Raw genomic sequence first — 22,409 nt, forward strand, 5'->3', positions numbered from 1 at the left:
ATTCGCAAAGCTGAAATAACGCGATCGATCCACTGTCAGCGGCTTTGTCGTGTGGGTTGGGAATGGGAAACAAAAGATTTTTGACAATGCTCATCGTTTTCAGGAAACGAGGTGATATTTTTAACGAGGAAGGAAAATCTGCATAAGCTCGATCGCGCCAGAGCGAGAAATAATTAGCCGTGAAAAATCAGAGGCAATCAGATGCGTTACGGAAGGTCGATCGTCTTGGCAGGATTGGTGATGGGGCTGGTGGGGCTGGCTCCGGTAGTAGGACGAGTAGGGCTGGCGCAGACCGTAGCGCAGACCGCAGAACCGCGCAAGACAGAGGCAGACCGACTATTGCAGCAGGGTATCCAACAGTTTCAGGTGAGCCAGTTTGAAGCAGCCCTTCAGTCGTGGCAACAAGCATTGGTGATGTATCGTGAGATCAAAAACCGACTAGGAGAAAGAAACGCCCTCGGCAATCTGGGACTTGCTTACCAATTTCTCGGCAATTATACAAAAGCGATCGAGTATCACGAGCAGAGTTTAGTACTTGCACGGGAAAGAAAAGATCGATTTGAAGAGTACAATGAATTAGGTAATTTAGGAAGTGCTTATTTGTCCCTTAGTAAGAATGATAAAGCGGTTGAGTATTACGAACAGGGGCTAACAATTGCGCGGGAATTAAAAGATCGAAAAGGGGAAGGGGCAATTTTAGGTGATTTGGGACTTGCTTACAATGCTCTCGGTAACGATACTAAAGCAATTCAGTGTCAGGAGCAAAGTTTAAAGATAGCTCGCGAAATTGAGAATCGGAAAGGGGAGGGACAATCGCTGGCTGGGTTGGGAATCGTTTCCCAATCTCTTGGAAACTACACCGAAGCAATTGAATACTACGAGCAAAGTTTAACAATTTTTCGGGAAATCAAGGAAAAACAAGGCGAAAAAAATATACTGCCTCGTCTAGGCACTGCTTACTACGATCTTGGTATCTATACCAAAGCGATTAAATCTTATGAGCAAAGCTTACAGCTTGCCTACGAACTCAATGATAGACAAATTGAAAGGCAATCACTAGTTGGTTTGGGAAATGCTTACCAATCTTTGAGCAACTATAGCAAGGCAATCGAGTACCATAAACAAAGCCTGTCAGTCTCTCGGGAAATCAAAGATCGGCGGGGTGAAGGACAGGCGTTAAACAATCTTGGGCTTGCCTACGATGCACTTGGAAAGTACGATGAGTCAATTAAATACTACGAACAGGGCTTGATAATTGTTAGGGAAGTTAGAGATAGAGAGATTGAAGGAAAACTGCTGGGAAATTTGGCAAATGCTTACAATTCCATAGGAAATTATACTAGATCGATTGAGTATCACGAGCAGAGTTTAATGATCGCTCAGGAAATTGAAAACCGAAAGGGGGAAGGAGCATCACTAAGTAGTTTAGGAACTACTTACCTATATCTTGGCAACTATGCTAAAGCAATTGAGTATTACGAGAAAGGGTTAGCAATTCTGCGGAAAATCAAACATCGACGAGATGAAGGAGTAGTACTAGGTAACTTGGGATCTGCTTATCAATTGCTTGGCAACCATACCAAAGCGATTGAATATTATGAGCAGCGTTTAGCAATTGCTCGAGAAATCAAAAATCGAGAAGGTGAAAGTCAATCATTAGGTAATTTAGGAAATGTTTACTTGATTCTCGGCAACTATACCAAGGCAATCGAATATCACGAGAAGGGATTGGCAATTGCCCGGAAAATCAAATATCGAAAAACGGAAGGACAATTATTGCTCAATTTGGGAAATGCTTACCGCTCCCTCGGTAATAATGCCAAAGCAATTGCGTATTACGAGCAAAGTTTGGAAATTGCCCAAGAAATCAAACACCGGGACGGTGAAAGGCTTGCTCTCAACAACATTGCTTCAGTGTTACAAAATCAAAAGCAACTAGATTTAGCAATTGTTTTCTACAAGCAATCTGTAAACGTTCTCGAAACCATCCGTCAAAGTACTCGCCCACTCTCCCGCGACCTGCAAGCCGCTTACACTGAATCTGTTGCCTTCACCTACCGAGATCTTGCCGATCGCCTACTTCAACAAAATCGCATCGTCGAAGCCCTGCAAGTGCTTGATCTGCTCAAAGTGCAAGACCTGCAAGACTTTCTTAAAGATGCTAGAGGCAAAACTCTCACTCCCAAAGGATTAGACTTGCTGCCCCAAGAAGCTACCATTCTGCAAACATTCAATTCATCAAAACAATCGCTGAATACCTTCCTGCAAAGTCCAACGGTTCAGGCTCAGGTGAAAAGCCTTCAACAAACTGCCGCTCAACAAAATCTGTCTCTGCCAGCCTATCAAGACTTGCAAGTTCGGATTAGAAAATTGGGTAAAAATGTCGCACTGTTCTATCCGCTGATCCTCGACGATCGCCTCGAACTCGTCGTCCTGACGAGCGATCGTCCCCCCATTCGTAAACCCGTCCCCATTTCTCGCCAACAACTCGAAACCGAAGTCAAAACCTTTCGTCAACAACTACAAGCCCGATCGCCCCTGATCAAACAACCTGCCCAACGGCTTTATCAATCTCTGATTCGGCCCATCGAAGGTGAATTAAAAGCTGCCGGAGTTGAAACGATCGTCTATGCCCCTGACAGCAGCCTGCGCTATGTTCCCCTCGCCGCACTGTACGACGGCAACCAATGGCTCGCCCAACGCTATCAAATCAACTACCTCACCGCCCTCGCGCTCACCCCTCTCGACCAACCTGCGACGCAAACTCCCCAGGTTCTTGCAGGCGCAGTCACCAAAGAATATAGCCCGATCGTCAACGGTCAGAAATATCCCTTCCCTGCCCTCAACCAAACTCAGCCCGAAGTCGAACAAATCGCCCAACTCTATCCCAATACTCAAGTACTGATCGACGATCGTCTCAACCGTCCCGCTCTCGAAACTAACCTGGAGCGCAGCACGATCGTTCACCTCGCAACCCATGCCTCCTTTGTTTCCGGCAGCCCTGACCAATCCTTCATTCTGTTGGGTGATGGCAGCACTCTCAGCCTGCGTGACCTCAGTACTCTCAAACTCCCCAATGTTTCTCTCTTTGTTCTTAGCGCCTGCGAAACTGCCCTCGGCGACAAACTCGGCAACGGCATCGAAATTTTTGGCTTTGGCTATCAGCTACAGCGCAATCAAGTTCGCGCCTCTCTAGCGTCACTCTGGCAAGTCAGCGATGGCGGGACTCAAGTGTTGATGAATCGGTTTTACGATCAACTCAAGCAGGGCAGAACAGTTGCTAAAGCAATGCAGCAAGCCCAACAAGACTTTCTCGATCGCAAAGTGACTCCCCAAGAAATGCAGCAGATTCGCGCCAGTGGCAAACCTTATATAGAAGGAGGAACTCCTACCGATCTCACCCATCCCTACTACTGGGCACCGTTCATTCTGATTGGCAATGGATTGTAGGAATTTTGCATAAGTTCTCTCAGTCAGAGCGATAGAAAAGAAAGTGCTACTCGCCAGGAGAACTGAACCGATGAAGCTGAAACAGTTGGGTCTGAGTCTGGTTGCCTTACTGACGATCGCGACCTTTCCCGTCCAGGCAACGCCATCTTCTCCCAGTCCTACTATGACATCGGAATCGACTTCAGAACGGCAAGCAGAATGCTTACTGCAACAGGGAATCGACTATCTGAAGAATCACCAGTTCAGTGAAGCGTTGCCGCCTTTGCAGCGTGCCTTAGTTCTCTATCAAACGGCTCACGATCGTCCCGGTGAAGCTACGACTCTAAAAGCTTTGGGCATGGCTCATCAGCAGTTGGGTAATACCGAACAAACGATCGCGCTTTTGCAAAGATTATTGCCCCTGACAGCAGAATTGGGCGACCTGTCTACACAGCAATGGTCAGCCAGTCAGCTTGGTGAGATTTACCTGTCGTTGGGTCAGTATGAGAATGCGATCGAGGTTCTCAAGCAGAATCTGACCCTGGCACGTCAGTTAAACCTACCCTGGGAAGCAGGAACAACGCTCAATGAGATTGGGCTTGCTTACATGGCGCTGGGGAACTATCCGAAAGCAATTCCCTACTTACATCAATCGTTGGCGATCGCACGAACCCTCAAAGATCCAGAGGCAATCCTGCCGACGTTAGCAAATTTGGGCGATGCTTACTCATTTTTGGGCGAGTATGGCAACGCGATCGAGTCCTATCAGCAAGCCATTTCAGTTGCACAGACACTCAAAGCGCGATCGGCTGAAGGACTGTTGTTTGCGAGTTTGGGCATGGCTTACAAAGCTGCTGGCAAGCCGACTCAGGCGATTGATGCGTTACAAAAAAGCTTGTCGATTTTGCAAGAGGTGGGTGATCAGAACACAGCACGGACAGTTCAAGAAATGCTAGACGGATTGAATCAAGCGATCGTTCGTACCTTCTGAGTCGGACTGCATCATGACTTGAGAGGTTTTTAGTTAAGCTGCTCTGCAAACTCGATGAACGAAGAAACAGCGATCGCTTGGCGCAAAAATCCCTTGAGAACAGCCGCATCAGTTACAGTCGCTAACTGCTGAACGATCGTCTCTGGCACAGTTCCAAATCTCGTAGATAAAATTTCGACAATAGATTCTTTCAAGCCTTCTACCAGTCCTTCTTCCAGGGCTTCCTCTCGGACTTCCTGGAAGTATCTGGTTTGGCGTAATTCTTTGGCGAATCCTAACATTGTTTCCACCTCTTCTCGGCTCAAACGACTGAACTTATAGACCATGATAGTGGATATCGCCTGGATGAGCGTGGCTTGAGAAAGCCCATCGGTTGACTCTGCTTGGCTGGCACGGCGAATCAGCGATCGTGCTTGCTCTGGTGCAGTTTGTTCTGGTTCTACAATCAGGCGTATCACACTGAGGCTCAAGGGCAGTTGACTGATTTCTCCAAGTTCATCTAGATACACCTGCACGACTTTGGCACTGTCGAGGAGAACTTGATAAAGGGGTGAGGGAGGCGGCTGGATGCTGCGTTGCGGGTAAATCAGGATGCCTTGCCAGTCTGCGGTGTTGGGATACTGACGAAGGTAAAGAAACAGTTCGCCAAAGAAGCGGTGGTAGAGGGCTGAGTCGGATTGGAATTGAACTTCGGTAAATAGAACCGTCTGGTCGCTGGCGTTAGGTTGGGGAAGCAAGACTCCATCAATCCGAAAGGCGGTTTGTTTGAGTTCGACGGAGCGAAAGCTGTATTGGCTGGCGGCTTGGGGCGATCGCCCGGCGAGTTCGAGTAAAATAGCTGGGGTGGACTGGAAGATTTCGTAGAAAATCGTGTCTGTTTTCATAGAAGGTTGGCTGGACGATCGGGTAGAGCAATTGTACTAAAAATTGTACTTCAGAAGCCCGATTCGCCACCCTACCGTCCTGCGCCCAACACTTGAGCAGTCGTCAGATTCAGGGATGGAAACAGCGGAGATTGGATCGATTGATCGCCTTGATAAACCTGTTCCTCGTACAGTCCCTCGACCCATTGCAGGACGGTCACTTTTTGGGCGATCGGGTCAACAATCCAATACTCCGGGATGTGTCGTCCGGCGTACTCGGTGCGCTTGTAGCGGTAGTCGCGATTTTCTTGCCTGGGGCTGACGACTTCTACAACTAGTGACGGGGGCGGCATCTCGTGGGTAATCAAGCATTGTTTTGCACCATCCAAAGCAACTGCCGCATCTTCTGACAAAACCATCAAATCTGGTTGTCGTGCGGTTGCGCGTGCCCCACCGACTGCAATTTGTGCTTTCATACTCAAGCGGTTGTAGGGGATGCCATTTTGCAGAAAGTAGGCAAATATAAATGACGCGATCCGATCGTTGAGTGTGCTTTCTGGGGGCATGGCAATTAGTGTTCCATCGACCAATTCGTAGCGGGTGTCTGTGCCATCGTCATAGTTGAGGTATTCTTCGAGGGTGATGGGTTTTGTGGCGATGGTCATGGCGATTCTCCATTACTTGCCAGTCTGCTGCCTGTTCTGCATACTTTGATGATATCGTCTGAGCGCATCTGCAATCAATCCTGCAAAGATTGTGAGATTGCATAAGGGTCGATCGCTGGGAGAGATAGAGTACTCGGTAAGGATTTTCTCCCGAAGGTGTCTTCTGATGCGTCCTCTTCTGAAGTCTGCTGGTTTGGCAATTGCAGCGCTGTTATTGTGCTGGAGTCCAGGAACGATCGTGCCCTCTGCTTTATTTCCTGCTTCTGCCCAAACTTCTACAACACAAGATCGAAAAGCTGAAGCCGATCGTTTGTACCAAGAGGGATTTCGTCAATACCAAACTAGTCAATTTCAAGCTGCTCTAGCCACATGGCAAAAAGAACTGGTGATTCGTCGGGAGATTGGCGATCGTTCTGGAGAAGGTACGACCCTCAACAATATTGGAAGTGTGTACCAAGAACTGGGACAGTACTTAAAAGCGCTAGAGCTTTACGGGCAAGCTTTAGCAATTCACAAAGAAGTGGGCAATCGTGTAGAGGAAGGCACAACCCTTGGCAATATTGGAGCAGTGTATAGCAGTCTGGGACAGTACCTGAAAGCTTTAGAGTTTTACCAACAGGGTTTGGCAGTTCAAAAAGAGGTAGGTAATCGTGCGATGGAGGGGACAACCCTCAACAACATTGGAGCAGTATACAGCGATCTGGGACAGCACCCCAAAGCTTTAGAGTTTTACCAACAGGCTTTGGTCATTGCCAAAGAAGTGGGTAATCGTTTAGGGGAAGGCACGACCCTCAGCAGCATTGGATCAGTGTACAGCAGTCTGGGACAGTATCCGAAGTCGTTAGAGTTTTACGAACGAGCTTTGGCAATTCAGAAAGAAGTGGGTAATCGTTCGGGTGAAAGTGCTACCCTTAGTGCCATTGGCAGTGTATATCAAAAACTGGGACAGTATCCGAGGTCGTTAGAGTTTTACGAACGAGCTTTGGCAATTCAGAAAGAAGTGGGTAATCGTTCGGGTGAAAGTGCTACTCTTAGTGCCATTGGGCTAGTGTATCAACGTTTAGGACAGTATTCAAAAGCATTAGAACTTCTCCAAAAAGCTTTGGTAACTAGAAGAGAAGTTGGAAATCGAACGGGAGAAAGCTATACTCTCCTTCATATTGGGTTAGTCTATCAAAGTTTAGGTCAGTACCCAAAAGCATTAGAGTTTTATCAACGAGCTTTAATAATTGCAAGAGAGGTAGGTGATCGCTCAGGTGAAGGTACTATTCTCAACAATATTGGAGGAGTGTATAACAATCTGGGACAGTACTCGAAAGCATTAGAGTTTTACCAACGAGCTTTAATAATTGCAAGAGAGGTAGGTGATCGCTCAGGTGAAGGTACTATTCTCAACAATATTGGAGGAGTGTATAGTGATCTCAAACAGTACCCGAAAGCATTAGAGTTTTATCAACGGGCTTTGGCAATTCACAAAGAGGTGGGCGACCGTGCGATGGAAGGCATAGCCCTCAACAACATTGGATTAGTGTATCAAGATCTGGGACAGTATCCAAAAGCGCTAGAGCTTCTCCAACAGTCTTTGGCAATTTACAAAGAGGTGGGCAATCGTGCAAAAGGCGGGGTTCTTAACAATATTGGACAAGTGTATCGCAATCTGGGACAGTATCTGAAAGCGTTAGAGTTTTACCAACAGGCTTTAGCAAGTGTTAAAGAAGTAGCTGATCGTGCAGGAGAGGGCGATATCCTCAACAACATCGGCTACACGTTAAATACACAGAAACAACCGGAACTAGCGATCGTCTTCTACAAACAATCCGTCAATATTCGCGAAACCATTCGGGAAGACATTCGCAAACTGCCCCGCGAAACCCAACAAGCTTACGCACAATCTGTTTCAGACACTTATCGCAGCCTCGCTGACTTACTGATTCAACAACGTCGCCTTCCCGAAGCCCAGGCCGTCCTGGAACTGCTGAAACTGCGTGAACTGCGTGACTTTACCCGTGATGCAGCCATCACGGCTCCCGGTATTGATAGCCCCGGCATCAGCCTCGCCAATATCGAAACCGCCGCCCTCAAAACCCTTCTGACCCAGTTCACCACTGTGGGCAACTTTAGCCAGAAAATCGCAGACTGCGAAACTAAAAACTGTCCCGACCTACAAGCACTGCAAAAACAACGCGACCAACTAAATTTGGATGTCGATCGAGAACTTAAAACCATCCGCATGGCTCTCAACAAGCACTACGCAGACGAACCCAGCACCCTCAAGCCCGAAGCCCTCAACGCCGCCGCCGCCGACATTGTTAACGCCCAACCTGGCACGGTTCTGATCTATCCCCTCGTCCTCAAAGACAAAATTCAATTTCTTCTCGCCCTCAAAGCAGGCAATGGAGCCGTCACCTTCCGTCCCTTTGAACAACAGATCACTGCCGACACCCTGTTCACCACCATTCAACAACTCCGCAACCAGCTAAAAACCCCCGGCGACCTCAAAGCACTGCAAGACACCAGCGGAAAACTCTACGACTGGCTCATTCGTCCTCTCGAAGCCGAACTCAACAACCCCAACATCAAACATATCGTCTTTGCCCCCGATAGCATTACCCGCTACATTCCCCTCGCCGCCCTCTACGATAGCGATCGCAAACAGTATCTCATCCAGCGCTACAGCATCAGCACCATCACAGCAGCCAGCAAAACAGATACCACCGAAACCGTCCCAAAACCCACCCGCAACCAGCCCATGTTACTGGCAATGGGAGCCTCTACTTTCACCGATCTTCCCGCCCTCTACAACGTTCCTGCCGAACTGGATGCCATCACTCAAACCGACCAGCCGAGAGATTCTCAAGGCATCTACCCCGGCAGCGAATATATCAACAACGGTTTTGACTACGACACCCTCAAAGCCAAGCTCAAAACTGGTCAATACCGCATTCTGCATATCGCCACCCACGGCGCATTCAAAGCTGGTCGTCCCGAAGATTCCTACCTCGTCCCCGGTCGCGGAGAAAACCTGACCACAGAGCTGATTGACCAACTCCGCAGTTATGGAATCGGCAACGTGCATCTCGTCGTCCTCTCTGCCTGCGAAACGGGTGTGGGCGATCGTGCCAGCGACGGCATGGAAATTCCCGGCATCAGCTACTTCTTCCTCAAGAATGAAGTCAAATCTGTGATGGCTTCCCTCTGGTCAGTCAACGATGCCAGCACCGCCCTGATTATGCAGCAATTCTACAAGCACCTGGCAGTCGGCATGACCAAAGCCGAAGCTCTCCAGCAGGTGCAGCAAGATCTCATTTCGAGTAAGCTCTCTGTCAAAGATGCAGATGCCCTCAGTCGCGCTGGAGGCAGACGCAAGGTTGAAGGTCAACTCCCCATCGATTCCCTGGCCCATCCCTACTACTGGGCACCCTTCATTCTGATCGGCAATAGCTTATGAACGATCGCTGATTAAATCAATTTTTGGCGTTGCTGAACAAAGGGATGAATCAAGTGAGTACGGGTATTGACCAATACTTTAGGTAATGGAGGAGCAATCGCAGCGAATGCTTTAGCATTTCGACCGACTTGGAGTAACACAAGGTCTGGCGATGCAATCGAGCTAAGTCGTGACGTAAGCGGGTATTCTCGCCTTCGACTCTCGTCATGTACGTCTTGCTCACAAGGTGGTCGCCTTCCTCAATAAAACCGGGATAAACCTTCCAGCCATCGGTGACATAGAAGTAGCAATGCCAGCAACAGACAATCTGCCACAAGGGTTTGAACGTCTCTGCGCTGTGACTCCCCCCACCCAAGCGAGAATGCCCGCCCGGAAATGGTTCACGGCTGTCCAGATCCAAATTTTGTTTTTTTTGACCCGACAAAGGTTTCTAGTTCGTCGAGTTCTCCCACCTCTGGAATCTCCGACTCCTGTGGGGCATCCGGCAGTTGCTGTCCGAGTTGCTTGACCCAATGAATCACGGTTGTATGATGCACGCCAGTACAGCGCTCAATCGCGCGAAATCCCATGCCGTTGACGTAACGCATCAAGCAATCCTGCTTGGTTGCTGCGCTGTAGCCTTTGGGTGGGTCATAGCCTTCAATAAATTGGCGACCGCAGGCGCGACAGATATGATTTTGCTTGCCTCGTCGTTTCCCGTTCTGGCGAACCTCAGTAGACCCACAGTATCGACACTGCATAGTACAACACCCTCATTCATCCCTCCATTATGCAACGCCCAATTTTTTAGTGATATTGAAGAATCCAAAGTCATACTGGCTGATAAAGTGGAGCGATCGACTCGCAAGTTCGAGCAAAATAGGTCGAAAATGTAGATTGCTATTGATTGGCTTCCACTGCGTTTTCGGTTTGGCAAATTGCTGCTAGTGAGCTTCTGAAGTCGTTTTGATCTTGGTGATTGCTTCTGCTTCGGTGTTAACCAGAAGGCACGATCGTTAATCCTAGTTTTGCATATGTTCCCTGCACCGGAGAGATGGAGTACTGTATAGATATTTCTCTCATTAAAGGAGTTCACGTATGCGTTGCCTTAGATCGCCCCTTCGGTTGTCTCTAACTGTGGCCTTGGCATTGCCGATCGCATCCCTGACGATCGCTCTAACTGGAGTAACAGTACAACCCTTGGCGATCGCTCAAGCTCAGACCGTGCAAGACCGCAAGGCAGAGGCGGATCACCTGTTTGACCAAGGGAATAAACTGCTAGAGCAGAATCAGAATGAGGGAGCGATCGCGTCCTTTCACAAAGCGTTGGTGATTTATCGTGAACTGAAGGAGCGACAGAAGGAGGGGCAGACACTGAAGACGATCGGTAATGTCTACCTCAAGTTGGAGGATTACCCCAAAGCCATTGATTATCACCAACAAACTTTAGCTACTGCCCGCGAAGTCAAAGACCGCGACTTGGAGGGAAGAGCACTCAATAATTTGGGTATTGCCTACAAACGATCGAAGAATTCTGAACGAGCGATTGACTATTATCAGCAGTCCTTGACCATTGCACGTAAACTTTCAAGCCGCGATCTGGAGAGGATTGTCTTAGGCAACTTAATCGAAATTTACGTCATGCTTGAAGATTCAACTAAGACTGTTGAATTTGGTCAACCACTGTTGACGCTCGTGCGCCAATCAAAGGAGCGTTCGACTGAAGCTTATGTGCTGGGTTATTTGGGGGATGCATATGCCTCTTTGCAAGAGTATAGAAAAGCCGTTGAGGCTGCTCAGCAAGCTTTGGTTATTGCACAAGAAATCAAGAATTCTAATGTTGAGGCAATTGCTCTAGATACCCTCTCTAGGGCCTATAGCTCCCTTGGTGATGCTCAAAAAACGATTGAATTTGCTCAACAGAGTTTAATCGTTTCTCAACAAATCAAAAATAAGCTGATTGAGAGTCGTGCTCTGGCTTTTCTAGGTGATACCTATGCCACATTGAGCGAGAACCAAAAAGCAATTGAATTTGCTCAGGGAGCGTTGGTGATTACACGAGAAATCAAGAATCCTGGCGTTGAAGCAATTGCTCTAGACACCCTCTCTAGGGCTTATGGCTCCCTTGGTGATGCTCAAAAAACGATTGAATTTGCTCAACAGAGTTTAATCGTTTCTCAACGAATCAAAAGTAGATTTCTTGAAGTACGTGCCTTGGTTTTTCTGTCCAGTGCCTATTCCAAACATAACGATTATCAGAAAGCGCTTGAGTTAGCTCAAAAGAGTTTAACCATTGCCCAAGAAGTCAAAAAACGAGAATTGGAATATCTAGCCACATACAATTTAGCTAACATATACGACACTTTTTCAGAAGAGAAGCAAGCAGTTGAATTGGCTCAAAAAGCTTTGTTACTTGCCCAAGAACTCAAAAGACCTGAATTTGAAGGTCAATCTCTAATTCTTTTAGGCAGTACGTATGATTCTTCGGGAGAATATGACAAAGCGATTGAGATAGCTCAAAAGGGCTTGATGATCGCACAGAAGCTAAAAGATCGCACACTGGAAGCCAAAGCACTAAAGACTCTGGGTAGCGCTTATAAATCACTCAACAAATACCAGAAAGCATTTGAATTTGCTCAAAAAAGTTTGGCTATCGCACAGGAGATTAAAAGTCCTTCTGAAGAACTTTCTGCATTAATCACTTTGTCTATAATTTATGGAGACTTGGGAGATTATAAGCGATTTGATGAAGCTTCTCAGCAAGCTTTGACGCTTGCCCGTAGTATTACAAAGAATCCTTTTCTTGAAGCATATGCGCTGTTCATTCGCAGTATCAACAGTTTTTCTCAGGAAGATTATCAGAAAACTGCTCAGAGTGCTCAGCAGGGACTTGCTGCTTCAGACGCTGTGACCATCCCCAATGCAAAGGCAGCGTTAAGGTCGATTAATTTTCTTCTCCTTAGTGCTAGCTACAGCAACCTAAAGAATTATCCGAAGGCGATTGAGTTGGCAACTCAGGGACTCACGACAGCTCAAGGGCAAGAAGATGTAGATATACAGGGCGCTGCACTGAACTTACTGGGTGATATCTACCGAAAAGTTGGACAACGAGAAAAGGCTATGGATGCTTACGGTGAGTCACTCCTGCTGGATGAGGAGGATGTAAATGCTCAAGCAGGAATTGCTCGTGTTTATCAAGACTTAGGTTTGCCGACCACAGCAATCATGCGTTACAAGCAAGCGATCAATCAGATTGAAGGCACTCGAAAAAATATTACTGGATTACCCAAAGACCTCCAAAGATCTTTTCTCAAAGCGTTCAGTGGATTGGATAATGTCAGAAATGCAAATATTTACCGTGAGTTAGCAGATCTGTTAGTTTCCCAGGGGCGCATTGGTGAAGCACAACAAGTCATGGAACTGCTGAAGATTCAAGAACTGAATGACTTTAGTAAGAGGACACGATCGCCCATTCCCCTTTCCACTGTTAAACTCAGCGAAGACGAACAGAAAAGTCTTGCTGAATACGGTGGTTTAATTGCCTTCATTCAAAAAGTTGCCGACTGTCAAGCCAAGCAATGTGCGGATCTCGACAAACTTATTGAGGAGCGCGATCGCCTCAACAAAGCTTTCATAACTTATATGCAAGGCGTTGAACAACAAGCCATCGAAGCCCGCAAAGCTGGAATCACCACTCGTAGAGACGACTTCACTGAACAAGCCGAGAAGATTATTGCCCAACCCAAAACGCTGTTAATTTATCCCTTGGTGCTGAACGATCGGGTTCGAGTACTATATACGGCTACAGGCAAAGTCTACGGTGCTACCGAATGCCCAATTAAACAAGACCAACTGTGGCAAGCAACCAAAGCCTTTCACGATGAACTCCGCAACCCCAGCAGCCTCGACCAAGCCAAAGCCAAAGGCAAAACCCTCTACGACTGTCTAGTTGCCCCCCTCGAAGGCGTAATCAAAGCCAACAATATTAAGCATCTGGTCTTTGCCCCTGATCTGGCTACCAATTACATTCCTCTCGGCGCACTCTACGATGGCAAAGAATTCTTAATTCAACGTTTCACCATCGCCAACATTGTGGATGCTCGCAGCACTGACACCCAAGCCACCCTTCCCAAGAATCCCCAAGTCCTCGCTCTGGGTATGTCCAGCGGGACGGCTAAGTTTTCTGCTTTGCCTAATGTCCCTCCCGAACTCGCCAGCATTGTCAAGAGCGCTGTCCCCAACTCCCAAGGCGTATTCCCCGGTATTGAAATGCTCAACGCCGACTTTACCCAAACTGGATTCGCCAAAAAACTCCGACAGGGCAATTTCACGATTCTCCACTTCGCCACCCATGCAGCCTTTACACCGACTAACCCGATCGACTCTTTCTTGTTGTTGGGCGACGGCAACGAACTCACGATTCCAGACATTCAGAGTCTTGACGGCTTGGGTAATGTTCATCTGGTTGTCCTCTCCGCCTGCCAGACCGCTCTCACCGATGCCAAAGGTGGCGTAGAAGTGCGGGCCATTAGCTCCTATTTTCTGAGCCGTGCCAAGACTGTTGTGGCTTCCCTGTGGAACGTCAACGATGCCAGCACCGCTCTAATTATGCAGCAATTCTACAAACACATTGCCAGTGGCATGACTAAAGCCGAAGCCCTCCAGCAAGTCCAGCAGGACTTCATCAACGGCAAACTCACCACCAAAAATGCAGATGCCCTCAGTCGCGCTGGAGCCAGACGCAAGGTGGAAGGACAACTCCCCGTCGATTCCCTGGCCCATCCCTACTACTGGGCACCCTTCATTCTGATTGGCAATAGCTTGTAGATAGTCACAACTCAGTCACTCCCCGTCTTCAAAGGTAGCATTGGTAAAGATACCAGACAGTACGTTTTTATCTAATTCTTTTACGCCTTACACAGGTTTGGAGAGCGATCGCTTGTTGAACTTGTTGTAGTTCTGTGGAGAGTGGTTTTGCTTGATAGACTTCAGCGATCGCGTCTTCCCAAAGTCCGTTTGCGATCCAATAGTCAGCCCGTTGCCTTGTAAGAGCGATCGACGTTGAGTCAGCTTTCTTCTCTAGCGCTGCTAAATCTTGGCTAATCTGTTCTCGCTGTTGTGGCTCCATGATCTGAAAAGGAATGCGTTGCTGAATTTGCTCAGAGTTTGGTGCCGCGAAGATTTGTAGTTCATAGGTCTTTCCAGGCTGTAGAGGTTTACCTTGATACTCAATGTGTTGACCCGCGATCGGCGTAAGCTGACTCCACATTAACTCTTGAGTTTCTTGGTCATACACTTCAACACGCCCGACTGTTCCTCGCCAAACAAACAGAGGTTTTTCACGCCAGATCACGGGAAGGGGAACTTGTCTGGTTAAAACGGGTGAAATGAAACAAAACCCCATGCCTCGCGATCCAAGTGGAGGATCTTGTTCTCGTCGTCCCACAATCCGTCGCCAGACCTCCTCCCAGGGCGATCGCTGATGGGTTTGAGCAAGCATCGGTTCTGATAGCCAAATACAGGATGAGAAGAATGCTGAGAGTGATAAAAGAATCAACAGTCGTAGATTAGTCATGTTGTTTTCTCTGAAATGGCAGGAAGAATAACCAGGCAATTGCTGATGGTAATAGAATCGGTAATACTATCGCTGCTGAAATGAATAGCTGTAGACTTAACGAACTATAAATCGCCGTACTAGCAGCTAAGATGTAATATTTTCGTTTCCACGAAGATAGAGATAACCCTTTAGCCGCGATCGCAGCAACAATTACCATCCATAGATCAGGAATGGGAATCACGAGTCGCTGAGATAGAAAATGATGCACCATGTAGGATAATGCTTCGCCGCCTGTGAAGTAGGAGGGAGCATCCCGGTAATGAGCGATCGCCGCAGGGACATCAAAGGTATCGGTAAAGCGATTGTTGGCAAGGTCAATTCCCGCTTCTCCATAGCCTCCAGGAGCAATAATCACAATTTGCTGGCTCAAATCTTTGATCAAAGCTGCCTTTTCAGGATCAAACAGTTGCCATGCAGGAATTGATTGATAAATGCGATCGGGTGGAATCGAAAAATCCAAAACAGGCTGTCCCCATCGTTGCCCAAACACGCGAGAAACCTCAGTAATCGGATGTTTGTGGACTGATTTAAGAAAAGCGATTCCAGGCGTGTCTTTCTGCGTCCGAGCATAGTCTAAAATCTGCTTCTGAAACTCTTCCTCTGGCTGAATCAGAGGGTTTGGTTTAGGTGAATCTGCATTCTGTCGCAGCAAGTACGACATCGCCAGCAGATAAGAGAACGGACAATCTATACAATCGCTCCCCTTTGAGGGCAATGCTGTATACCACTGAGGCGCATTGGTATAGCCCTGTATACTCCACGATCGTCGGGCAATCTGCGTGACGGGTAAAACGCCTACCTGTTTTCCACCTTCGTCGAAGTAAGCGCCAAACACAAACCAGGTTGCATTGTTAGAAACTGCTTTGCGAACTGAAGCTGCCAGACTTGGATCATTGATAGGCTGTTGACGATCGAGAAAGTAATCTACTCCAATGATGGTTGCACCTCGCTGGGTCAAGCGATCGACAATCTCCGCCAGGTATTTGCGATCCATTGGCTTTGGTGAACTGATGCCCCGTTCACGAATGGAGTCTTCATCAATCTGAATCAGGGTAACGGGTGATTTTGTAACAGGTGTCTGAATAGAAACTTCTCGATACAATGATTGGATCAGCAGCCGTCGATCAAGCAGAAACGATTGCACCTGAGGAATTACACTTAACAATAGACAAGCAGAAAGTACGATCGTTTCTCGTCGAGAAGGTAAACACTGTTTGAAACGCTGTTTCCAACCAAATTCTCTCAGTTGAAAAGAAGAAATATCGGGATAGCGAAACAGAGAAGGAATCAGATAAGCGGATGGATACGTTAGATTCTTTTTAGCTTTGAGATAACCACAAGCTGATAAGAGAGAGGAATGGGCATCGTGATAGTTAGCAAGACGTTGAATCAATTGGATGAGGAACTCTTTTGCAACAGAATTATGAATAGGTTCGCGCATGACTGCGACTTCGTTGAGACCCAGGCTAATCAACGTTTCAGCAATGTTCATTCCTTTACAGGAGTTGAATATCGCAAATTGCAGTCCTTGTTCTTTAGCAATGGTTAAAGCAGGAATTAGTTCTGTCACTAAAATCGACTCGTTGGGAGCAATCATCAATTCTCCTCCAGTCAAAATTGTCTCATTACTATGTCCCGCAAAAAACAACACATCCCAGCCTTGAGGAGCGGCGATCGCGTCATAGATTTCACTTTTTAGATGAGTGGTAGATCTTCCAGCTTGCCAACCCACAAACTGCACGTCTGGAGAGAGCGCTTTGATCGCATCACGCTCACTTTTGAAGTCCAATCCAGTCTCATCACCCATAATGGCTAACACTCGCATTCGTCTGGGCTGAGTTTGCACAGTCGGTGGGTGAAGACGATTCATGGGAGTGCGGGCAATGCGGATGGGCTTTGTTGTGCCAAACTCGACTCCAATCTCCCAAGCCTCCCACGGCAAACGGGCCAGCTCTAACGGCTCACAGGTGAGAAAAAGATCAACGAACGCATGGTCAGAAGGGGTGGTTTGACTGGCTGCCCTGGCGATCGTAGAACGAATCTGCAACAGATCTGCACTACTCAACCAGTAATAAAACTCGGCGAGTAGAGCGGCTTCTGCCTGCACCAGACGGGTACGCCAATCCGTTGGAGGCAAGACTCCTACTCCAGTGTTTCCTGGACGCGCACGAGTCTTTGAACTGTAGAAGTTGTGGTACGTTGTTTGCCAGGTTTGATAAAGCGATCGCAGGGTTGCTGGAAAGGCTAACTTTGCCGTCAACTGCTGCCCTTGCCCCCAGGACAACTCAAAGGTACAGATTTGCTCAATTTGTTGAACTTTAAGAGAGAACTGTGAAAACATCGGATTGGCTCAAACAACTTCGGATTGGAATGCAAAGGGCGGCAAGGTCAGGGAGGTTCCATCAGTCAGGGCGATCGTCAGCGTGAATTGTTCATCGTAGGTTCCGATCGCAGTTCCATACAAGAAATCAGCATTCACAGAGTCATTCAGGGTTTGGTTGACAATAATCTGAGTACCGTCTGTAACCTGCATGGAGAGTCCTTGAAGAGGTTGATCACTGTGCGATCGTAGAATCAGTAATAACGACCATTCCTCAGCGTTAATCAGGGGAGCAACCATTGCATAGAGGCGAAGTGAGCGATCGCCCAATTGCAGTTCCTGGTAGCCAACTCTGGCATTTTCTGGCGGTTGCATTCCTCCTCGAATTAGATCTGTGAGAATTGCAGTCAGGTCTGCGATCGGCTGATTCACCTCACCGCTTAAATGGGTAGATGTCTCTCGCATCGCTGGCGCTAAATTCAACGGCGGTAAGATCACCCAATCTAATGTATCGTTGACTTGTTGATGAATCCATTGACCTACGTTAATCAACGGTTGAATGAATAGCTGACGCAACGGCAAACTAAACTCTGAATGGACAGGTAATGGAATCGCAGCGGAATCAAGACAACTCAGATATAGAAGCAGTTGATTCAAATCAGGATTAAACCAGTTAAATGGGATTGAGTAGATTCCGTTTATACCAGGTTGGATAGTTTGTGCATCGCGATCTCGGACGAGTTCATCGTAGCGAAGAAATCTCTGAATACTGACCTGTTCTATCTCTTCATAAATAGCAACAGGAATGTAAAACTGAGCCATTAGATTTGGATGATCGATCACAGCAGCAGGAATTTCTATAACGCTATCTGAAAAACTAGGAACTGCAACCAGACACAACTTGAGATCATTGACTTGTAAGTGACAGACCGCTGTTGGAGTGTCTGAAGAACTACTTTCTAAAATTCGACACTGAGAAGACTCTAGCCTGATTTCGGTTGTGCGCGTCTTTAACCATTGCTCAAAGCCAGCCAGCGCCAGAGCATTTAGATAAACCTGCCAGCGATTTTCTGGATTAGAGACTCGCCGACTGATTGCGATCGCCTGTTCCATTTGATCAGATTCCAGGGGAACCATTTCTTCGTTTGTCGGTTCGTAGTGAGAGAGGGAGTTCATAGGCTCGATCGTTCGGTCACTTATCATTTTCATACCTCCTGCATCAGCTTTCCTTGAAAAAGGACACAATTTCTTTGCCTTACTGATTCATCTTTCTGGGTGCGGCGAGGATATGGGGATCACGGTGGATTCAGTTGTTCATCAAGGTATAAACATAACCGCTTTGAGAATACACTATCTGTCAGGTATCCTTTGGGCGATTTCGATCGCTTCGCTTCAGCTTCTATCAAGGCTTCGATTTGCTCATCCAGAGCCGCTTCGATTTCAGCACTGAGGGTTATGAGATCATCACAGGTTTTATAACGCATTGCAATGTCAATGACCGTGTGCTTCAGTTGACACAGCATTAAGTTCTTGACATCGGCTCGGAAGTCTTTGAGCTTGAGGAGATGGGTCACACTGTCCTGACGGGGCAACCCGACTTCTACAGCGATCGCGCTCATCGTTAAGTGTTGACAGTGAAACAGACGCAATGCTTTCTGAAAGCGATCGCGTTTCTCTGGTTTTTTAGCTTTCTGAATGCGATCTTGTACAACGGTTTGCAGTGCATTATCTAGCGCAGACTCAAATGCTTGACGATACTTCAGCAGAAACCGATTCTGAGCCGCTGGGTCGCCAGTTTCATCCTGATTAGTCGCCTGATAGTCTACTTGAGCATCTAGATCATCGATTGGTTGTGTCGAGGGTCTTCTAGTTCGCACGGTAATTCGATGTTGTCGCAGCCGTTTTGCCAAACTTTGAAGTAGGCTCAAATAGCTATTTGGCAGAATCCGGCTTCCGGCGCGTTGCTGAAAGCGATCGCTCATGCGTTGCAGTTGATCCTGAGTGGGCGGTTGGCATTGGCGGCTGTGCGTATGTTCAGGTAAGTAGATCGCGCGATAGCTTTCGAGTAGATGACAAGCTTGCTCAATTTCAGTTGGTGTCAGGGGGAAGAACTCATTGAGAATGCGACGGAGACGGTCGATCGGGGTATCATTCAAAATTGCCCAATCGCTAATCAAGTAGAGTCCATGTTCTAGAAGCAGTTGATTGAGTTCACGGTGTTGTCGGACTAGACGAGACACCCAGGTAGAAAGGCTGCTAGAACCAGGTTTAAATGTCCTGAGAGTTTGTTGGGCAAGGGAGGGATAAGTAGAGGCGACATCACCCTCATCGTCTAATACCAGAGGCAGTAAGTCAGCTAACTCAAAGTGGTAGAAATCACCAAACTGATTCACGAGCGAGGTACAAGTCTGAACAATTTGATGGGAGATGAAACAGCGCAAACTCAGGGCGGCTAATTGCTGATGCTCGATCGATTCCTTCGACTCATTCAATAGGCTGAGTAAGTAGGATTGGATCATGTCGGTTGACAAATAATCCAGGTTGTCTTGAGACGAAAACTGCTGCTGAAGCAATGCTTTAATTTCAAGCCTCTCAAGGGTGCGGTAAGCTCCAGCCGGATCTAATCGAAGGAATGTCCAGTAATCTGATGCGTTGCCCATGCCGTTTTCTCTAACTGTACGATCGTGCTTCACATTTAGCTATCACTCTTAGCACGTTTAGGTTATGCAAATTTACGGAATTAGTCGGTTCAGCGGGGTGCGACATCGATTTGATAGGACTAGAGAGTGTTGTGCATATCTAAAGCCAATACTCACAAACTGCCTGACCATTAACACAGCAAACGCAATCAAGTGGAAGCCCACCAAGGTCTCGGGAAGTCGCTCATAGTCCCGTGCCAAGCGTCGAAAGCGAGACATCCAACCAAAATGCGCTCCACCACCCAGCGTCTTGGCAGCAGAACAAACCCCTTCTTCGCTTCCGGCAGTTTCACTACCACCAACTGAATGCCGTGTTCCTCCGCAGCAGTTGCCGCTTGCTCTCCAGTGTAGGCTTGATCCACAAAGGCAACTTCCACCAACTCTCCCGTCGCCTGCTGAACTTGCTGAGTCAATTCCCCAACCTGTGCCCGGTCTTGTTCATCCGCAGCAGTCACCACCAGGGCTAAGAGATGTCCCAATGTATCGACTGCGATATGCACCTTGTCAGCAATTCTCATTATGGAATTTAACTGGAGTTCGGCGGGACTTCTAACTCTAGTCCCTCAATCATGAAGGTGAGCAAATGATCCCAACTGTCGAAAATCCAGTAGCGAGTCAAAGCGCGCAAATCGTCAAAAAAGGTCTTGTGCGTTGGCAAATGGTGACGCAGGAGACGGTACTTGTCATCGAGTAACTCTAGTAGCGTGTGGAAGAGCAGCGACAGGAGGTTGAAGGTCGCGAGTAGGGACGCGAGGTGCTGCTTGCCATGTCCGAAATTATGTTCGAGGTTGTAACCTTTAGTCTTAAGGGTGTTATTGCTTTCGTTTTCCACTTTCCAACGAGTGCGACCAGATTGCACAATCGCTTCCACGGTTTGGTGAGTGATCCAATGGTTCGTGGCAAAAGCATTTTTGTAGAGTTGTTTGCCATCGGCGCGCGTTACGCTCAGTTCACACCAATTGACCCAAAGCGTGTCGTCACTGTCGCGCAGGGGTACTTGGTTGAGGTAGCGATAGGTATAGGTTTCCTCAGTTTTGCCCGTCCAGCGTTTGCACAGGACAGTGGGTAAGGCGATGCCGTCGAGATGCTCATAGAGCGTTTTGTGAGAGTCCGGGCGACAGGTCAAAATAAAGTTGAACGAAGCCTGCAGCAAGGCTTCACAGAACGGTTGGTGACAATACAAATCATCGCCCAGCACCGTGATTGCCCTTGAGCGGTAGGTCTTGGCGTGCTGCGACAACCAGCGTTTTGCTGCCGCGATCTCGCAGTCCTGCTTGTCATGCCCATCTTGCGGCACGATGAACTCCGGCACCATCGGCAACACGGTCGAGCGCCCAGGACTGACCATCACAGGGGTCACCGCAGCATGGAAATACCGCACCGTGCCATCCTTGGCAGTTTGCGTTGAGCACTCAGGACACCGAATCGAGTGCGAACTGAAGTACTCCACTCCGTCCATCGCCACCAACAGCGTCTCGCCAACCGACCGAAACGCCTCCAACTCTCCGCCTTGATCCAGCACCCGCAGGATTTCCTCAAACACCGGAAATACGCACTGCGGCTCCAACCCCATCCAGCAGGTCACGAATCTGGTTGTCGCACGGAATCTGATGCACTCCGAACAGGCTCTGGGTATTGCTTCGCCCTTTTGTGGCTGCCATCGTCCGTTGATACGCCAGAAACGATGGACTCTGTGTGAAAAACACGCTAAATGCACTCAACGCTGCGTCTTCCATCCCATAGCGGCTATTCTTGCCTGTGCGCTTATCTGGTAGCGTTTGCAGCACGGTGCGAAAGAACCCAATCAGTCCATCGAACTTGCGGGTCGGGGGCAATGGCTTCGACTCCCTTGGCTGGTTTGAGACTCTCTCACATTACCCCCTTCTCTTCTGCTTGAATAGTCACAAGTCATAATGAGAATTGCTGGTTTTCTTACCCCATTCTTGCTTGGCTGGCTACAAATCATGAGTTTGGCTTGTGTGAGGCGATCGTTCAATCCAGTCTTTGTTTTCCATGATTTTGCGAATTCTAGCGGTAAGTCTAAATGCCTCGAATCACTGAATTCAGCGCTGTCAGTTACAGGAAGTTTGAGCAAGCCAGATTGAAAGGGGAGAAATCACAGCGAGGAGAGCAGAGAGACACAAGAGGACTGGCTGGATAGCTGACCAATTCCTTCATGCTTAATCTTGAAGATTTTTAATTCGTTCGCTCGAAATGGCATCGACGATCGCGCACCCGTTGCAATTTCTGCAAGCTTTGAAACTAGCTGTGATCGAAAGCGATCGCTCTGTTTCCAAAGAGCTTTAGTTGCGTGACTAACCTCAGTTACCTTCTGGAAAGAGGAACTAGTGGACTGTCAAGGTTGAAATGAGGGGTAAAGCCGTTTGAGTTTAACCCG

10 protein-coding genes and 3 pseudogenes are annotated in these 22,409 nt (G+C 47.9%); 4 read left to right on the forward strand and 9 right to left on the reverse strand.

The window, feature by feature from the left end; genetic code table 11:
* Positions 1-201 precede the first annotated feature (201 nt).
* Positions 202-3,450 (forward strand): tetratricopeptide repeat protein, encoded by a 3,249-nt coding sequence (locus ACKFKF_RS12955; RefSeq protein WP_446868086.1) that lies wholly within the window; start codon positions 202-204, stop codon positions 3,448-3,450.
* Positions 3,451-3,520: 70 nt separating this feature from the next.
* Positions 3,521-4,420: a tetratricopeptide repeat protein gene (locus ACKFKF_RS12960; protein WP_446868087.1), complete on the forward strand. Its 900-nt coding sequence runs from the start codon at positions 3,521-3,523 to the stop codon at positions 4,418-4,420.
* Positions 4,421-4,449: 29 nt separating this feature from the next.
* Here the strand turns inward: ACKFKF_RS12960 and ACKFKF_RS12965 are convergent, their stop codons facing one another.
* Both ACKFKF_RS12965 and ACKFKF_RS12970 read right to left on the reverse strand, forming a co-directional pair.
* Positions 4,450-5,304 (reverse strand): Rpn family recombination-promoting nuclease/putative transposase, encoded by an 855-nt coding sequence (locus tag ACKFKF_RS12965; RefSeq protein ID WP_446868088.1) that lies wholly within the window; start codon positions 5,302-5,304, stop codon positions 4,450-4,452.
* 71 nt (positions 5,305-5,375) lie between these two features.
* Positions 5,376-5,948: a Uma2 family endonuclease gene (locus tag ACKFKF_RS12970; protein ID WP_446868089.1), complete on the reverse strand. Its 573-nt coding sequence runs from the start codon at positions 5,946-5,948 to the stop codon at positions 5,376-5,378.
* A gap of 166 nt (positions 5,949-6,114) precedes the next feature.
* Here ACKFKF_RS12970 and ACKFKF_RS12975 point away from each other — a divergent pair, with 166 nt between their 5' ends.
* Complete coding sequence (locus ACKFKF_RS12975; RefSeq protein ID WP_446868090.1) at positions 6,115-9,396, forward strand: tetratricopeptide repeat protein; 3,282 nt, start codon at positions 6,115-6,117, stop codon at positions 9,394-9,396.
* 49 nt (positions 9,397-9,445) lie between these two features.
* Here the strand turns inward: ACKFKF_RS12975 and ACKFKF_RS12980 are convergent.
* Positions 9,446-10,136, reverse strand: a pseudogene (locus ACKFKF_RS12980) (IS1 family transposase).
* Positions 10,137-10,473: 337 nt separating this feature from the next.
* Between ACKFKF_RS12980 and ACKFKF_RS12985 the strand changes: the two are divergent.
* A complete protein-coding gene (locus tag ACKFKF_RS12985; RefSeq protein WP_446868091.1) occupies positions 10,474-14,202 on the forward strand; it encodes a CHAT domain-containing protein in 3,729 nt (1,242 codons plus the stop codon).
* 67 nt (positions 14,203-14,269) lie between these two features.
* Here ACKFKF_RS12985 and ACKFKF_RS12990 read toward each other — a convergent pair whose 3' ends face one another.
* The 6 genes and pseudogenes from ACKFKF_RS12990 to ACKFKF_RS13015 form a co-directional block, all read right to left on the reverse strand.
* Positions 14,270-14,950, reverse strand: a complete 681-nt coding sequence (locus ACKFKF_RS12990) for a hypothetical protein (RefSeq protein ID WP_446868092.1) — start codon at positions 14,948-14,950, stop codon at positions 14,270-14,272.
* Positions 14,943-17,333, reverse strand: coding sequence for a CHASE2 domain-containing protein (locus ACKFKF_RS12995; RefSeq protein WP_446868093.1), 2,391 nt, complete (start codon positions 17,331-17,333; stop codon positions 14,943-14,945). The genes ACKFKF_RS12990 and ACKFKF_RS12995 overlap by 8 nt, the downstream gene beginning before the upstream one ends.
* 9 nt (positions 17,334-17,342) lie before the next feature.
* Positions 17,343-18,515, reverse strand: a complete 1,173-nt coding sequence (locus ACKFKF_RS13000) for a DUF1822 family protein (RefSeq protein WP_446868094.1) — start codon at positions 18,513-18,515, stop codon at positions 17,343-17,345.
* A 92-nt stretch (positions 18,516-18,607) separates the two neighbouring features.
* Positions 18,608-19,972, reverse strand: coding sequence for a hypothetical protein (locus ACKFKF_RS13005; RefSeq protein ID WP_446868095.1), 1,365 nt, complete (start codon positions 19,970-19,972; stop codon positions 18,608-18,610).
* A 72-nt stretch (positions 19,973-20,044) separates the two neighbouring features.
* Positions 20,045-20,526: pseudogene (locus tag ACKFKF_RS13010) on the reverse strand (transposase); the annotation flags it as partial.
* A gap of 11 nt (positions 20,527-20,537) precedes the next feature.
* A pseudogene (locus ACKFKF_RS13015) lies at positions 20,538-21,819 on the reverse strand (ISNCY family transposase).
* Positions 21,820-22,409: the final 590 nt, after the last annotated feature.

The organism is Phormidesmis sp. 146-12 (assembly GCF_052939495.1).

What these genes read in the sequence shown, in the direction of transcription:
- ACKFKF_RS12955 (WP_446868086.1), top strand. Translation starts at nt 202, where the DNA reads ATGCGTTACGGAAGGTCGATCGTCTTGGCAGGATTGGTGATGGGGCTG.
- ACKFKF_RS12960 (WP_446868087.1), top strand. Translation starts at nt 3,521, where the DNA reads ATGAAGCTGAAACAGTTGGGTCTGAGTCTGGTTGCCTTACTGACGATC.
- ACKFKF_RS12965 (WP_446868088.1), bottom strand. Translation starts at nt 5,304, where the DNA reads ATGAAAACAGACACGATTTTCTACGAAATCTTCCAGTCCACCCCAGCT.
- ACKFKF_RS12970 (WP_446868089.1), bottom strand. Translation starts at nt 5,948, where the DNA reads ATGACCATCGCCACAAAACCCATCACCCTCGAAGAATACCTCAACTAT.
- ACKFKF_RS12975 (WP_446868090.1), top strand. Translation starts at nt 6,115, where the DNA reads ATGCGTCCTCTTCTGAAGTCTGCTGGTTTGGCAATTGCAGCGCTGTTA.
- ACKFKF_RS12985 (WP_446868091.1), top strand. Translation starts at nt 10,474, where the DNA reads ATGCGTTGCCTTAGATCGCCCCTTCGGTTGTCTCTAACTGTGGCCTTG.
- ACKFKF_RS12990 (WP_446868092.1), bottom strand. Translation starts at nt 14,950, where the DNA reads ATGACTAATCTACGACTGTTGATTCTTTTATCACTCTCAGCATTCTTC.
- ACKFKF_RS12995 (WP_446868093.1), bottom strand. Translation starts at nt 17,333, where the DNA reads ATGTTTTCACAGTTCTCTCTTAAAGTTCAACAAATTGAGCAAATCTGT.
- ACKFKF_RS13000 (WP_446868094.1), bottom strand. Translation starts at nt 18,515, where the DNA reads ATGATAAGTGACCGAACGATCGAGCCTATGAACTCCCTCTCTCACTAC.
- ACKFKF_RS13005 (WP_446868095.1), bottom strand. Translation starts at nt 19,972, where the DNA reads ATGGGCAACGCATCAGATTACTGGACATTCCTTCGATTAGATCCGGCT.